Below are 14,473 nucleotides of genomic sequence, written 5' to 3' on the forward strand. Positions count from 1 at the left end.
GTCAACAAATTCTGGCCCGGTTCGCTGTGAGACCGAGCTTGCTCAGGAAACAGGGTCAGATCGGAAAGACGCTAAAGCCAATCCATGACCAGCTCGGCCCACGCGATTACGCACCTCATCCGTGAGGTGCGACCGTTGCCGGGCTAACGCTTTGCGTTATTCAAAAACGCTCCCGGCGTTTTTGTCCATGGCGTGTGACGCTTTCCTCTTCTGACCCTGCTCCCTGCGCGTTAAATAAATCCGTTGCGGTCAGATTTACCCTGATGTGAGTTTGTCAGCAGCTCTGAGGCGCGCGATGCGCCTCTTTATCTGACCGACTAATCAGGCGTTTTTCAGCACTTCACTAACAATCTCTACGGCTTCTTTCTCAATCTGCGCGCGATGTTCTGCGCCCAGGAAGCTTTCACAGTAGATTTTATAAGCGTCTTCGGTGCCTGATGGACGGGCCGCAAACCAGCCATTCTCCGTCATCACTTTCAGACCGCCGATTGAAGCACCGTTACCTGGTGCTGCCGTCAGGCGCGCGGTGATGGGATCACCCGCCAGCGTATCTGCGCTCACCATCTCTGGTGACAGCTTCGACAGCGCAGCTTTCTGCGCCGAAGTGGCGGATGCCTGCAGACGGTTGTAGCTTGGTGCGCCGAAGCGCGCGGCCAGCTCATCATAGTGCTGCTGCGGGTTTTTACCGGTCACGGCGGTAATTTCAGCCGCCAGCAGACACATGATGATGCCATCTTTGTCCGTTGACCATGGCGTGCCGTCGAAACGCAGGAATGAAGCACCCGCGCTCTCTTCGCCGCCGAAACCAAAACTGCCGTCATACAGACCATCAACAAACCATTTGAAGCCAACCGGCACTTCCACCAGCTTGCGGCCAATGTCGTTGACGACACGGTCAATCATGGCGCTGGACACCAGGGTTTTACCCACGGCAACATCCTGGCCCCATTGTGGACGATGCTGGAACAGATAGTTGATCGCGACCGCCAGATAGTGGTTTGGATTCATCAGACCCGCCGGGGTCACAATGCCGTGACGGTCATAATCGGGATCGTTGCCGAACGCCAGATCAAACTTGTCACGGTAGGCCAGCAGACCTGCCATTGCGCTTTCAGACGAGCAGTCCATGCGCACAACACCATCTTTATCCAGATGCATAAAGCGGAAGGTCTGATCGACTGCGTCGTTCACCAGCGTCAGATCCAGCTTATAATGCTCAGCAATACGCTGCCAGTAAGCAATACCGGAACCGCCCAGGGGATCAACACCCAGCTTCAGACCTGCTTTCTGGATCGCCGGGAAGTCGATAATCTCTGCCAGACCTTCAACGTAAGGCTGGATGAGATCTTTCTCGACCACGTGGCCACTCGCCATCGCCTGTTCCAGCGGCAGACGTTTCACCTCTTTCAGCCCATCTTTGATCAGCTGATTGGCGCGATCTTCCACCACTTTGGTGACGTTGGTATCAGCCGGTCCCCCGTTAGGTGGGTTGTACTTGATGCCGCCATCTTCCGGTGGGTTGTGCGATGGTGTGATGACGATACCGTCAGCCAGCGGTCCACCCGCTTTGTTGTGCTCAAGAATCGCGTTCGAGATTGCAGGGGTCGGCGTATAGCCATTGTCCTGCTGCACAATCACATCAACGCCGTTCGCCGCCAGCACTTCCAGCACCGACAGGATCGCCGGCTCTGATAGCGCATGGGTGTCTTTACCAACGTAGCAAGGCCCGGTGATACCGTTCTTTTTACGCTCTTCAGCAATCGCCTGAGCGATAGCCAGAATGTGCATCTCGTTGAAGCTCTGACGCCCTGCACTGCCACGATGGCCAGAGGTGCCAAATTTCACCGCGTGTTCCGGATTCGCCACATCGGGCTGCAGGACATAATATTGTGACGTTAATTGTGCAACGTTAATCAAATCGCTCTGCTGGGCGGGTTGCCCGGCACGTGGGTGATTGGCCATTGGCGCTGCTCCCTGACGCTTAAGTTTTAGATGGTGCCGCAAACTTTCTCGGTCAGTTCCGCAGGGAACTGCATCGAGAGCATGATGTGTTCGACCATGCTGCATTTACGACCGGTATTGGTGTTGGTGATCACCCAGTACGGCGTGCCGGGCACATGCTTCGGCTTAGTATGGGTGCCATTCTGTAACAGCGTATGCTCATCACCGGCAAAGTAGACGCGGGTGCGGCCCTGCAAAGATGCAGTAGCTTCAGCAAAAGCTGCAGTATCAAGACGATAGAGCGTTGACAAGATAAGCATAAAGCGATTCACCGCCCGCTTCTGCTCCGCATATTCATCGGAAAGCAGCAGCTCTCGCACCGCGCGGACACGATCCTGCGGGCGCGAACCGACAGACGCAGGCTGAGACTCTTTCGCTGCCTCTTTTGAGGCTGGCTGAGCAGGCGAAGCGGGTGCAGTCTGACCGGCAGTGAACTTCAGCATACGACGCAGAATGTCGGATGCGCTTTCACCAATGTGTTGCGTGTGGCTGGCAATATAACGGTAGAGCTCTTCGTCAACTTCGATCGTTTTCATCTTATTCCGTACGGTTCTTTCTCATGACAGAACCACCTGTTTCCTGAAAAGCTCTGAGTATAGTCAGGCAATTCAAAGGATGTGCGGGTTCTAACATCAGGATTATAAAGTTAAATTCAGGCGGGTTGTTAGCAATCAAACGGTTTACGGGCAAAAGTCAGAATATGTCCTAATGCCGCCGGAACCGGCGCGCCTGAAAAGGTGAAACCATGATAACCTAAGCACAGGTCTCAAACTTAAGAACTTTGCTATGATTTTGAACGCCCGTCTGCAAACTGAACAATCCCCTGCTGATTCCTTACCTGTCCTGCTTATCCATGGCCTTTTTGGCAGTCTGGATAACCTTGGCGTGCTGGCGCGCGGACTGAAAGATGCCGGTCCTCTGCTGCAGGTTGATGTCCGTAACCACGGACTCTCTCCACGATCTGACGAGATGAACTACGCTGTAATGGCGCAGGACATGGTCGATACGCTGGATGCGCACGGCATTGAACGCGTCGCGGTGATCGGTCACTCAATGGGCGGCAAGATCGCCATGACCATGAGCGCGCTGGTGCCGGACCGCATTGAGCGGCTGGTGATGATCGATATCGCCCCGGTCGACTACCAGACCCGCCGCCATGACGAGATCTTTGCCGGCATTCGAGCTGTAACCGACGCAGGCGTCTCGTCACGCAGTGAGGCGGCGAAGATTATGCGTACGCTTATCAATGAAGAAGGGGTGATTCAGTTCCTGCTGAAGTCATTTCAGGCGGGCGAGTGGCGCTTTAACGTCCCGGTGCTGTGGGATAACTACACCACGATCTCGGGCTGGCAGCCGGTTCCGGCCTGGGATCATCCGGCGCTGTTTATTCGCGGCGGCGACTCCAGCTATCTGGACAACCGCTACCGCGATGCGCTACTGCAGCAGTTCCCTGCCGCGCAGGCCCATGTCATTGGAGGCGCGGGACACTGGGTTCATGCAGAGAAACCCGATGCCGTTTTGCGCAGTGTCCGTCGCTTTTTTGCGCTTTAAAAGCAAATAGATGGCGGCAAAGGTTTAGGATTGGCGTCCGGAGTAAGCGTGAAGTATGATGGCGCGCTAAAATTTTGCCGCGCGTCCGTTTTGCTGCGGCAATGGCCAATAATTTATAATCTGCGCGGTGAGTGACTGGCGCCCGCCCCCATTCAGTTTTACTAAGCCATGGCAAAAGAACAGACTGACCGCACGACGCTCGATCTCTTTGCTGATGAGCGCCGCCCTGGTCGACCCAAAACCAGCCCGCTTTCGCGTGATGAACAGCTGCGCATTAACAAGCGCAATCAACTCAAACGTGACAAAGGACGCGGACTTCGTCGTGTCGAACTGAAAATGAACAGTGAAGCCGTCGATGCGCTCAACACGCTGGCAGAACAGCGCAATCTCAGCCGCAGCGAACTGATTGAACAGATGCTGCTGGCACAGCTCCAACTGGATTAATGCGGGCAAAACGCACGCAGGAGCAAATGTCGGGGCTTTAACCGTTCACCGGTTTTCTCTCGTCTGCTATTATTCGCTGAAATGTGCTGCGGCACACATCTCATTATCAGGATTTAAGAGGTTATTTTACTCATGGCACTCGTAGGCATCTTCTTTGGCAGCGATACCGGCAATACCGAAAACATTGCAAAAATGATCCAGAAACAGCTGGGTACAGACGTTGCAGAAGTGCATGACATCGCGAAAAGCACAAAAGAAGATCTGGAAGCGTTTGATATCCTGCTGCTGGGCATTCCGACCTGGTACTATGGTGAAGCGCAGTGCGACTGGGATGACTTTTTCCCGACGCTGGAAGAGATCGATTTCAACGGCAAGCTGGTTGCGCTGTTTGGCTGCGGCGATCAGGAAGATTACGCGGAGTACTTCTGTGATGCGATGGGCACGATCCGTGACATCATTGAGCCGCACGGTGCCGTAATAGTGGGCCACTGGCCAACTGAAGGCTATCACTTCGAAGCCTCAAAAGGGCTGGCCGATGATACCCACTTCCTGGGTCTGGCCATCGATGAAGATCGTCAGCCTGAACTGACCAACCAGCGCGTAGAGCAGTGGGTTAAGCAGATTTCTGATGAACTGCAGCTGAAAGATATCCTTGAAGCCTGATCCTGCCCGCCTCAATGTGAGCGCCAGCTCACATTGAGGCAATGGAAATTCCTATAGAAATAATAGCCACATTTTTTTAACTTTCTCCGTTTAATCTGTAGAATACCCGCATCGATCTTCCGCTTATTTTTTCAGGCGGTAAGACTAAGCGATGTACCAACAGACATCTGCCAGAATCCTCCCCGGCCCGGTGACCTATCCCCCACAGCCCGTGATGATTCAGGCACGCCCTCTGGTTTTCATTTCATCGCTTCAGTTCTATAATGAGACGCAAATGAGAATGAGCGCAGATCGACATTCAAGGCGATAAGCCACAAAAGTGAATATAGTGACAGGACAAAATCCGCATGACTGACAATAACACCGCATTAAAGAAGGCTGGCCTGAAAGTGACGCTGCCCAGACTGAAAATTCTGGAAGTGCTTCAGGAACCTGAGTGCCATCACGTCAGTGCGGAAGATTTGTACAAACGCCTGATCGACATCGGCGAAGAGATTGGCCTGGCTACCGTTTACCGTGTTCTGAACCAGTTCGATGACGCCGGTATCGTGACCCGTCACAACTTTGAAGGCGGTAAATCTGTCTTTGAACTGACGCAGCAGCATCACCACGATCATCTGATCTGTCTGGATTGCGGCAAGGTTATTGAGTTCAGCGATGAGTCGATCGAAACGCGTCAGCGTGAAATCGCCACCCGTCATGGCATCAAGCTGACCAACCACAGCCTCTATCTCTATGGACACTGTACGCTGGGTGATTGCCGGGAAGACGAAACCCTGCACGACCAGTAACGCGACCTGAAATAAAAAAACCGGTGAATTCACCGGTTTTTTTTCGTCTGTCTTCGGCTGTTGTATCAGGCGACCAGCGTCTCCTGCAGATAGCGCCAGCGTGGAATAGAGCTGCTGCAGTCCAGTATCGCCAGCGAGATACGGCTCTGATTATTGCCATTCATCATCTGCATCTCGCGATACTGTACGGTGATCTCTTTTTCATGATGAGAGAGGATGACGTGTTCGCAGGTGACAATGCGCATCCCTTCGCGCTGTCCCTGCAGCTGCCGGAAAAGCGCCTCGACCTCGTTCAGATTGCACTCTCTGCCCTTTGGGGTGACCATGCGGAATTCAGGATGAAAATAGGACATCAGCAGCTCAAAACTGTCGTCAGATCCGGCAGGCTGGTTAAAAATACGTTCAATGAGCTGATGTAAAACGACCACACTGTTTCTGGCTTCCTGGGCGAGAACTGTCATTTTTTTTCCTTCTGTAACCCGCTTTGCAACCTTTGAGAGCGCATAGCCTACCTGAAAGCGAATAATTCACATCTGGAAATTGATTAATTTTTTTAAACTCAGATTTCTCTCACAATGCCGCATTTAATCGGTTGCGGTTAGATCAGAATAAATGTCGGCAATGAGTAAAATCAGGGCAACAAAAAAGGGCGATAAATCGCCCTTTTGTCATTTTATGAGGTCAGCCTCAAAAAAATTTATTCGCCAGTTTTCGCCCAGGTATCACGAAGACCGACAGTGCGGTTAAACACCAGTTGCGATGGCGTAGAGTAAACGCTGTCGGCGCAGAAATAACCTTCACGTTCAAACTGGAACGGAGTGGTCGGTTCCACATCGCGCAGGCTCGGTTCCACAAAGCCCTGTTTGATCGCCAGTGACTCAGGGTTGATCACCGCCAGGAAGTCCTCTGCCGCGCCCGGATTTGGCACACTGAACAGACGATCATACAGGCGGAACTCTGCTGGCTGCGCGTGATCCGCAGACACCCAGTGAATGACCCCTTTGACCTTACGGCCATCGGCAGGATCTTTGCTCAGCGTGTCTACGTCGCTGGTGCAGTAGATGCAGGTGATGTTGCCCGCTTCATCTTTAGCGACGCGCTCAGCACGAATCACATAGGCATTGCGCAGGCGGACTTCTTTGCCCAGCACCAGGCGCTTATATTGCTTGTTCGCCTCTTCGCGGAAATCGGCACGGTCAATCCAGATCTCGCGGCTGAACGGCACTTCACGCGTACCCATCTCCGGTTTACCCGGATGATTTGGCATGGTGATGATTTCGTTATGGCCTGCTGGCAGGTTTTCGATCACCACTTTCAGCGGATCCAGCACAGCCATAGCACGTGGCGCATTCTCATTCAGGTCATCACGGATACAGGACTCCAGCGAGGCCATCTCCACGATGTTATCCTGCTTGGTCACGCCGATACGACGGCAGAACTCGCGGATAGAGGCGGCGGTGTAACCACGACGACGCAGACCTGAAACGGTCAGCATGCGCGGATCGTCCCAGCCTTCAACGTGCTTCTCGGTCACCAGCTGAGTGAGTTTGCGTTTCGACATTACCGCATACTCCAGATTCAGGCGCGAGAACTCATACTGGCGCGGATGAACCGGAATGGTGATGTTATCCAGCACCCAGTCATAGAGACGGCGATTATCCTGGAACTCCAGCGTACACAGCGAGTGCGTAATGCCTTCCAGCGCATCGGAGATGCAGTGGGTAAAGTCATACATCGGGTAGATGCACCACTTGTTGCCGGTCTGGTGGTGTTCCGCGAACTTGATGCGGTAAAGCACTGGATCACGCATCACGATAAAATTAGAGGCCATGTCGATTTTCGCGCGCAGACAGGCAGTGCCTTCGGCAAACTCACCGTTTCGCATCTTCTCAAACAGCGCCAGGTTCTCTTCCACGCTGCGATCGCGATAAGGGCTGTTTTTGCCCGGCTCTTTCAGGGTGCCGCGATATTCGCGAATCTGATCCGGACTCAGCTCATCAACGTAGGCGAGACCTTTAGAAATCAGCTCGATAGCATAGTCATAAAGCTGATCAAAATAGTTTGATGAGTAACAGACCTCACCGCTCCACTCAAAACCCAGCCACTGGACGTCACGCTTGATGGATTCAACAAATTCCATATCCTCTTTAACCGGATTGGTATCGTCGAAACGCAGGTTGCATTGCCCCTGATAATCCTGGGCGATGCCAAAATTCAGACAGATCGATTTCGCATGACCAATATGCAGATAACCATTGGGCTCTGGCGGGAAACGGGTATGCACGCTGCTGTGCTTACCGCTCGCCAAATCTTCGTCAATGATCTGACGAATAAAGTTAGTTGGGCGGGCTTCAGCCTCACTCATCTCAAAAATCCTCAATACGAATAACGGGTGATTTGTACCACGAAGTAACGGAGTATGATCCACAAAGCGTCTGAGGGAAACAACCGTTTGTTAAGCCTTTAAAACAAAAAAGGCAGGAATCGCTTCCTGCCTGTGGGGTTATGTTGCGGGGATTAGCCTTTCACTTCATACAGCGGAGTTTCACCTGCCACCACCTGACCGCGGGCCAGTAATGTCAGACCGGCAAAATCATCGCTGTTGCTGACCACGACCGGACTCACCATTGAGCGGGCATTGGCATTGAGGAATTCAAGGTCCATTTCCAGCACAGGCTGACCGGCGACCACCGTGGCCCCCTCTTCAGCCAGACGGGTAAAGCCTTTACCTTCCAGCGCCACGGTATCCAGTCCCATGTGCACCACTATCTCTACACCATTCTCCGTTTCCAGACAGAAGGCGTGATTGGTGTTGAAGATTTTCACCAGCGTACCGTCAATCGGTGCCACGACCCATTTGTCGCTGGGTTTGATCGCCAGACCATCGCCAACTGCTTTGCTGGCAAAGGCTTCATCCGGCACATCATCCAGCGCGACCACTTCGCCCGATACCGGTGCCAGCAATGTCGCAATAACACGCTTCTCACTGTTCAGCACGGCCTGCGGTTTAATGTCAGGCTCCACTGGCGCACTGCTGGTAGCCGCGGCTGCGACCGGCCCCTTGGTCAGGACTTTTTTCATCGCCGAGGCAATGCTTTCGGCCTGGGTACCCACGATGATCTGCACGCTCTGCTTATTAAGGCGGATCACCCCGGATGCACCCAGATGCTTCGCAACGCCTTCATTAACCTGCGCCGAATCATTCACGTTAAGACGCAGGCGGGTAATGCAGGCATCGATGCTGGTTAAGTTGGCTGAGCCGCCCACGGCACCAATATAACGACGCGCCAGCGATTCAGTGGCCGTTTCGCCATTGTCAGTTTTATCCACGTTGACGTCATAACCATCACTTTCATCACCCGCAACTGCCAGCTCGCGGCCCGGCGTCATCAGGTTGAATTTTTTGATGGTGAAGCGGAATACCACGTAGTAGATAACGAAGAAGACCAGGCCCTGCGGAATCAGCATGTACCAGTGTGTTGCCAGCGGGTTACGGGTCGACAGCACCATATCCACCAGCCCGGCGCTGAAACCAAATCCGGCAATCCAGTGCATGCTGGCAGCGATAAAGACCGAGATGCCGGTCAGGACGGCGTGAATCAGATAGAGTACTGGCGCCACGAACATGAAGGAGAATTCCAGCGGTTCGGTGATACCGGTAAAGAAGGCAGCAAACGCGGCAGCCAGCATGATACTACCGACTTTGACACGGTTCTCTGGACGCGCACAGTGATAGATGGCCAACGCAGCACCCGGCAGACCAAACATCATAATTGGGAAGAAGCCTGCCTGATAACGACCGGTAATGCCCACGGTTGCCGACCCATCAGCCAGTGACTGTGCACCGCCCAGGAATTTAGGAATGTCATTAATGCCCGCAACATCAAACCAGAACACGGAGTTCAGGGCGTGATGCAGACCGACCGGAATCAGCAGGCGGTTAAAGAAGGCGTAGATACCGGCACCGGCAGAGCCGAGCTTCTGGATATGTTCACCAAAGTTAACCAGACCATTAAACACCACGGGCCAGATATACATCAGGATAAAAGCGACAAAGATCATCAGGAACGAAACGAGAATCGGCACCAGCCGGCGTCCGCTGAAGAAAGAGAGTGCCTTAGGCAGTTCAACGTGGCTGAAGCGGTTATAGACCTCTGCCGACAGAATACCGACAAGGATGCCGACAAACTGGTTTTCAATTTTGCCAAAGGCTGCTGGCACCTGATCCAAAGGAATTTTCTGAATCATCGATACTGCAGCGGGTGAGCAGAGCGTGGTGACCACCAGAAAGCCGACATAGCCAGTCAGCGCTGCGGCACCATCTTTATCTTTTGACATGCCGTAGGCAATACCGATCGCAAACAGCACCGACATGTGCTCAATGATTGCCGCACCCGACTTGATCAGTAATGCCGCCAGCGCATTACCTGCCCCCCAACTGTCTGGATCAATCCAGTAACCGACCCCCATTAATATCGCTGCTGCTGGCAGGGTTGCTACCGGCACCATCAGTGCGCGCCCCACCTTTTGTAAGTAACCTAACATATCCCCTTCCCCCTATGAGCCTGACTTGTCGCTTTGCGCTGCTTAATGTTGTTATCTCAGCTGCAAAGATCGTTAATACACTTCATATCACGCAGCGAAGTGTAATGATAAATTAATTCGCCTCGCAAATTAAAACCCTGGTAAATGTGATTTTTATCACTAAAAAACATCGTGTCACACGGCAACATCTGGCTATCACCACAAACTTATTTTATGATCCGAAATATTGAATTGTGCTCCGCCCGTGGCGAGAATAGATCATCTGCTCAGGCTGATGACTAACGCAGCGGTTTAGCGATCCCCTTTCCATTTTTAATTGAGGTGAAACATGAGACTGATTCCATTAGCGACGCCAACCCAGGTAGGTAAATGGGCCGCCCGACATATTGTTAACCGCATCAATGCGTTTAACCCGACGGCGGACAGGCCTTTTGTTCTGGGTCTGCCAACCGGCGGCACGCCACTGGAGGCGTACAAGCACCTGATAGATATGCACAAAGCGGGCCAGGTCAGTTTTAAACATGTCGTGACTTTCAATATGGATGAATATGTCGGTCTGCCAAAAGAGCATCCTGAAAGCTATCACAGCTTTATGTATCGTAACTTCTTCGATCACGTTGATATTCAACCGGAAAATATCAACCTGCTGAATGGTAATGCGCCTGATATTGACGCAGAATGTCGTCAGTACGAAGAGAAAATTCGCGCACTGGGTAAAATTCACCTGTTTATGGGCGGCGTTGGCAACGACGGTCATATCGCCTTTAACGAACCGGCTTCGTCACTGGCTTCGCGTACCCGTATTAAAACCCTGACCCATGACACCCGCGTGGCGAACTCGCGCTTCTTTAACGGGGACGTTGATCAGGTACCTAAATATGCGCTGACGGTCGGCGTCGGCACGCTGCTGGATGCCGAAGAAGTCATGATTCTGGTTACCGGTCATGTCAAAGCGCAGGCACTGCAGGCAGCAGTTGAAGGTAACGTGAATCATATGTGGACCATCAGCTGTCTGCAGCTGCATGCGAAATCGGTTGTGGTCTGTGATGAGCCAGCCACCATGGAACTGAAAGTGAAAACCGTGAAATATTTCCGCGAAATGGAAGCGGAAAATATGAAAGGCGTGTAACAGAATAGTGCCTTGCCCTGCTGTTACGCTGAGTGACAGCAGGCCAGGACGGGAGAAGAGAGATGTACGCATTAGTAAACGGCCGGATCTACAGCGGCCATGAGATTCTGGATAATCACGCCGTCGTGGTGGCAGACGGGCACATTGCGCGCGTCTGCCCGCGTGAATCGCTCGCGGCTGATATTGAGCAGCGGGATATGGCGGGTGCGATTATTGCGCCGGGCTTTATCGATCTCCAGCTTAATGGCTGCGGTGGCGTGCAGTTCAATGACAGCCTGGATGCGCTCAGCATTGAGACGCTGGAAACGATGCAGCGCGCCAATGAAAAGTCTGGCTGCACCAGCTTTTTACCGACGCTGATCACCAGCAGCGACGCGCTGATGAAGCGGGCGATTGAAACCATGCGCGCTTACCTGCAGAAACATCAGCATCAGGCGCTGGGTCTGCATCTGGAAGGCCCGTGGCTGAGCAAAGCGAAAAAAGGCACACACGATCCGGCACTGATTCGCCTGCCGGATGCGGCGATGGTGCAGTATCTTTGCGACAACGCAGACGTCATTACCAAAGTCACCCTGGCACCGGAAAACGCCGGCAGCGACGTGATTCGTCAGTTGACCGATGCCGGAATCATTGTCTCAGCAGGTCACTCGAATGCGACCTATGAAGAGGCGAAAGCGGGCTTTGCTGCGGGCGTGAGTTTCGCGACCCACCTCTACAATGCTATGCCGGCGTTTGCCGGACGTGAACCCGGGCTTATCGGTGCGCTGTTTGATTCGCCTGATGTATACTGCGGCATTATTGCGGATGGTTTACATGTACATTACGCTAACGTGCGCAATGCAAAACGCATCAAAGGCGACAAACTGGTGCTGGTAACGGATGCCACAGCACCGGCTGGCGCTGACATCAGCGAGTTTATTTTTGCTGGAAAAACAATCTATTATCGTGACGGCCTCTGTGTTGACGAAAACGGCACACTCAGTGGTTCGGCCCTGACGATGATTGAAGCGGTACAAAACAGCGTCGAGCATGTCGGTATCGCACTGGACGAAGCGTTACGCATGGCATCACTCTACCCGGCACGGGCGATGGGCGTGGAAAGACAGTTGGGCTCGATCGAAGCAGGAAAAATCGCGAACCTGACTGTGTTTACGCGCGACTTTAAAATCATTAAGACGTTAGTCAACGGAGACGACGTCCTGAGCGAGTAAGCACTGAATGACCACTGGCGGCCAGTCACAAATAGGAAATGTCGATCTTGTTAAGCAACTTAATAGCGCAGCGGTTTACCGGCTGATTGATCAACAGGGGCCGATATCGCGCATTCAGATTGCCGAACTCAGCCAGCTCGCCCCCGCCAGCGTCACCAAAATTACCCGCCAGTTGATTGAGCGCGGCCTGATCAAAGAGGTAGACCAGCAGGCGTCTACCGGTGGTCGCCGCGCTATCTCGATTATCACTGAAACCCGCCACTTCCATACCATCGGGGTTCGCCTCGGCCGCAACGATGCCACCCTGACCCTGTTCGACCTCAGCGGTAAATCGCTGGCGCAGGAAGATTATGCGCTGCCGGAACGCACCCAGGAGACGCTGGAGCATGCGCTGTTTAACGCCATCAACGGCTTTATCGAGCAGCACCAGCGTAAAATACGCGAGCTGATCGCGATTTCCGTCATCCTGCCGGGCCTGGTTGACCCGATTAACGGCGTAATCCGTTATATGCCACACATCTCTGTCAGCCACTGGCCGCTGGTCGCCAGTCTGAAGAAACGGTTCAACGTCACCAGTTTTGTGGGGCACGATATTCGCAGTCTGGCGCTGGCCGAGCACTATTTCGGTGCAAGTCGCGACTGTGCTGACTCAATCCTGGTGCGCTTACACCGTGGCACGGGTGCCGGCATTATTGCTAACGGTCATATTTTCCTCGGCAGCAACGGCAACGTCGGCGAAATCGGCCATATCCAGGTTGACCCGCTTGGCGAGCGCTGTCACTGCGGCAACTTTGGCTGCCTTGAAACCATTGCCGCTAACGGCGCCATTGAAAATCGGGTGCGGCATCTGCTGAATCAGGGCTACCCCAGTGTACTGACGCTGGAGGCGTGCCAGATGTCCCACATCTGCAAAGCAGCCAATCAGGGTGATCCGCTGGCCTGTGAAGTGGTCGAACAGGTAGGCCGGTATCTCGGCAAAGCGATTGCCATCGCGATTAACCTGTTTAATCCACAAAAAGTTGTGCTGGCGGGCGAGATTACGGAAGCAGAAAAAGTGCTGCTGCCCGCGATTGAAGGCTGCATCAACACCCAGGCATTAGAAGCTTTCCGTAAAAATCTGCCGGTGGTGCGTTCTACCCTGGATCACCGTTCTGCGATTGGCGCGTTTGCGCTGGCTAAACGTGCCATGCTTAACGGCATTCTGCTGCAACATCTTCTGGAAGACTAAGCTAACCCGCTGTTGTGGCGGGCCACATCGGATCTGACTATGACCATTAAAAGCGTAATTTGTGATATCGATGGCGTGCTGATGCACGACAACACGGCCGTTCCTGGCGCACAGGAATTTTTACAGCGCATTCTGGCCAAAGAGATGCCGCTGGTGGTGCTGACGAACTATCCCTCGCAGACCGAGCAGGATCTGGCTAACCGCTTTGCTTCGGCTGGTGTCGAGGTCCCTGAATCCGTTTTCTATACCTCTGCCATGGCTACAGCAGACTTCCTGCGTCGTCAGGAGGGTAAAAAGGCCTATGTCATTGGTGAAGGCGCGTTGATTCATGAGCTCTATAAAGCGGGCTTTACCATTACGGATGTGAATCCCGATTTTGTCATTGTCGGGGAGACGCGTTCGTTCAACTGGGACATGATGCACAAAGCGGCCTTCTTCGTCGCTAACGGCGCGCGCTTCATCGCCACCAACCCCGATACGCACGCGCGCGGCTTTATACCCGCCTGTGGCGCGCTCTGCGCCGGTATTGAGAAGATCTCAGGTCGTAGCCCGTTTGTGGTGGGCAAACCCAGCCCTTACATCATGCGCGCCGCGCTGAATAAAATGCAGGCCCACTCGGAAGAGACGGTCATTGTGGGTGATAACCTGCGAACCGATATTCTCGCCGGTTTCCAGGCAGGTCTGGAGACAGTACTGGTGCTGTCAGGCGTCTCGACGCTGAGTGATATCGATGCCATGCCGTTCCGTCCGGACTGGATCTACCCTTCTGTTGCCGATATTGATCTGTTCTGATTCATTTTTCTTATGACGCATCCGGTTAATCTGTGATGCGTCCCCCTTTTTTTGCATGTTCCCGCCTACTTTCACTGCCTGTTTTTTACTCACAAACGCCATTTCATTGCCGATCCAA

General features: G+C 53.3%; 13 protein-coding genes. 8 read left to right on the forward strand and 5 right to left on the reverse strand.

Translation table 11 applies throughout. The features are described 5' to 3' along the window. Window positions 1-321 precede the first annotated feature (321 nt). Window positions 322-1,962, reverse strand: coding sequence for a phosphoglucomutase (alpha-D-glucose-1,6-bisphosphate-dependent) (gene pgm / locus ACTJKZ_RS08855; protein WP_033731859.1), 1,641 nt, complete (start codon window positions 1,960-1,962; stop codon window positions 322-324). 26 nt (window positions 1,963-1,988) lie between these two features. Further along, window positions 1,989-2,537 carry a replication initiation negative regulator SeqA gene (gene seqA / locus ACTJKZ_RS08860; RefSeq protein ID WP_013357126.1) on the reverse strand — a complete coding sequence of 183 codons (549 nt, stop codon included), beginning with the start codon at window positions 2,535-2,537 and terminating at the stop codon, window positions 1,989-1,991. A 250-nt stretch (window positions 2,538-2,787) separates the two neighbouring features. Here seqA and ybfF point away from each other — a divergent pair, with 250 nt between their 5' ends. From ybfF to fur, 4 genes are all read left to right on the forward strand, one after another. Next, a complete protein-coding gene (ybfF, locus tag ACTJKZ_RS08865; protein ID WP_253421324.1) occupies window positions 2,788-3,552 on the forward strand; it encodes an esterase in 765 nt (254 codons plus the stop codon). Between the two features lie 168 nt (window positions 3,553-3,720). After that, the gene (ybfE, locus tag ACTJKZ_RS08870) at window positions 3,721-3,996 is read left to right on the forward strand and encodes a LexA regulated protein (RefSeq protein ID WP_161732113.1); all 276 of its coding nucleotides are present in this window, start codon (window positions 3,721-3,723) and stop codon (window positions 3,994-3,996) included. Between the two features lie 132 nt (window positions 3,997-4,128). After that, a complete protein-coding gene (gene fldA, locus ACTJKZ_RS08875) occupies window positions 4,129-4,659 on the forward strand; it encodes a flavodoxin FldA (RefSeq protein ID WP_013357124.1) in 531 nt (176 codons plus the stop codon). A gap of 347 nt (window positions 4,660-5,006) precedes the next feature. Further along, window positions 5,007-5,450: a ferric iron uptake transcriptional regulator gene (gene fur, locus ACTJKZ_RS08880; RefSeq protein WP_009091454.1), complete on the forward strand. Its 444-nt coding sequence runs from the start codon at window positions 5,007-5,009 to the stop codon at window positions 5,448-5,450. Between the two features lie 65 nt (window positions 5,451-5,515). Here the strand turns inward: fur and ACTJKZ_RS08885 are convergent, their stop codons facing one another. From ACTJKZ_RS08885 to nagE, 3 genes are all read right to left on the reverse strand, one after another. Further along, window positions 5,516-5,911: a hypothetical protein gene (locus ACTJKZ_RS08885; RefSeq protein WP_150037227.1), complete on the reverse strand. Its 396-nt coding sequence runs from the start codon at window positions 5,909-5,911 to the stop codon at window positions 5,516-5,518. A 236-nt stretch (window positions 5,912-6,147) separates the two neighbouring features. After that, entirely contained in the window at window positions 6,148-7,815 is a 1,668-nt protein-coding gene (glnS, locus tag ACTJKZ_RS08890) for a glutamine--tRNA ligase (protein ID WP_253421323.1), read from the reverse strand. Window positions 7,816-7,967: 152 nt separating this feature from the next. Further along, window positions 7,968-9,995, reverse strand: a complete 2,028-nt coding sequence (gene nagE, locus ACTJKZ_RS08895) for an N-acetylglucosamine-specific PTS transporter subunit IIBC (protein ID WP_161732108.1) — start codon at window positions 9,993-9,995, stop codon at window positions 7,968-7,970. Between the two features lie 328 nt (window positions 9,996-10,323). Between nagE and nagB the strand changes: the two genes are divergently transcribed. The 4 genes from nagB (at window position 10,324) to ACTJKZ_RS08915 (ending at window position 14,355) form a co-directional block, all read left to right on the forward strand. Next, window positions 10,324-11,124 carry a glucosamine-6-phosphate deaminase gene (gene nagB / locus ACTJKZ_RS08900; RefSeq protein ID WP_013357120.1) on the forward strand — a complete coding sequence of 267 codons (801 nt, stop codon included), beginning with the start codon at window positions 10,324-10,326 and terminating at the stop codon, window positions 11,122-11,124. A gap of 62 nt (window positions 11,125-11,186) precedes the next feature. Further along, window positions 11,187-12,335 carry an N-acetylglucosamine-6-phosphate deacetylase gene (gene nagA, locus ACTJKZ_RS08905; protein ID WP_161732106.1) on the forward strand — a complete coding sequence of 383 codons (1,149 nt, stop codon included), beginning with the start codon at window positions 11,187-11,189 and terminating at the stop codon, window positions 12,333-12,335. Between the two features lie 7 nt (window positions 12,336-12,342). Beyond that, entirely contained in the window at window positions 12,343-13,563 is a 1,221-nt protein-coding gene (gene nagC, locus ACTJKZ_RS08910; RefSeq protein WP_161732104.1) for a DNA-binding transcriptional regulator NagC, read from the forward strand. 39 nt (window positions 13,564-13,602) lie between these two features. Further along, the gene (locus tag ACTJKZ_RS08915; RefSeq protein ID WP_013357117.1) at window positions 13,603-14,355 is read left to right on the forward strand and encodes an HAD-IIA family hydrolase; all 753 of its coding nucleotides are present in this window, start codon (window positions 13,603-13,605) and stop codon (window positions 14,353-14,355) included. Window positions 14,356-14,473 lie beyond the last annotated feature (118 nt).

Origin of the sequence: Pantoea sp. 22096, from assembly GCF_052045955.1 — a bacterium.
In the GTDB taxonomy this organism is placed as follows: Bacteria; Pseudomonadota; Gammaproteobacteria; order Enterobacterales; family Enterobacteriaceae; genus Pantoea; species Pantoea alfalfae.

What these genes read in the sequence shown, in the direction of transcription:
- nagE (WP_161732108.1), bottom strand. Translation starts at nt 9,995, where the DNA reads ATGTTAGGTTACTTACAAAAGGTGGGGCGCGCACTGATGGTGCCGGTA.
- nagB (WP_013357120.1), top strand. Translation starts at nt 10,324, where the DNA reads ATGAGACTGATTCCATTAGCGACGCCAACCCAGGTAGGTAAATGGGCC.
- glnS (WP_253421323.1), bottom strand. Translation starts at nt 7,815, where the DNA reads ATGAGTGAGGCTGAAGCCCGCCCAACTAACTTTATTCGTCAGATCATT.
- nagC (WP_161732104.1), top strand. Translation starts at nt 12,343, where the DNA reads ATGACCACTGGCGGCCAGTCACAAATAGGAAATGTCGATCTTGTTAAG.
- fldA (WP_013357124.1), top strand. Translation starts at nt 4,129, where the DNA reads ATGGCACTCGTAGGCATCTTCTTTGGCAGCGATACCGGCAATACCGAA.
- ACTJKZ_RS08885 (WP_150037227.1), bottom strand. Translation starts at nt 5,911, where the DNA reads ATGACAGTTCTCGCCCAGGAAGCCAGAAACAGTGTGGTCGTTTTACAT.
- ybfE (WP_161732113.1), top strand. Translation starts at nt 3,721, where the DNA reads ATGGCAAAAGAACAGACTGACCGCACGACGCTCGATCTCTTTGCTGAT.
- seqA (WP_013357126.1), bottom strand. Translation starts at nt 2,537, where the DNA reads ATGAAAACGATCGAAGTTGACGAAGAGCTCTACCGTTATATTGCCAGC.
- pgm (WP_033731859.1), bottom strand. Translation starts at nt 1,962, where the DNA reads ATGGCCAATCACCCACGTGCCGGGCAACCCGCCCAGCAGAGCGATTTG.
- ACTJKZ_RS08915 (WP_013357117.1), top strand. Translation starts at nt 13,603, where the DNA reads ATGACCATTAAAAGCGTAATTTGTGATATCGATGGCGTGCTGATGCAC.
- nagA (WP_161732106.1), top strand. Translation starts at nt 11,187, where the DNA reads ATGTACGCATTAGTAAACGGCCGGATCTACAGCGGCCATGAGATTCTG.
- fur (WP_009091454.1), top strand. Translation starts at nt 5,007, where the DNA reads ATGACTGACAATAACACCGCATTAAAGAAGGCTGGCCTGAAAGTGACG.
- ybfF (WP_253421324.1), top strand. Translation starts at nt 2,788, where the DNA reads ATGATTTTGAACGCCCGTCTGCAAACTGAACAATCCCCTGCTGATTCC.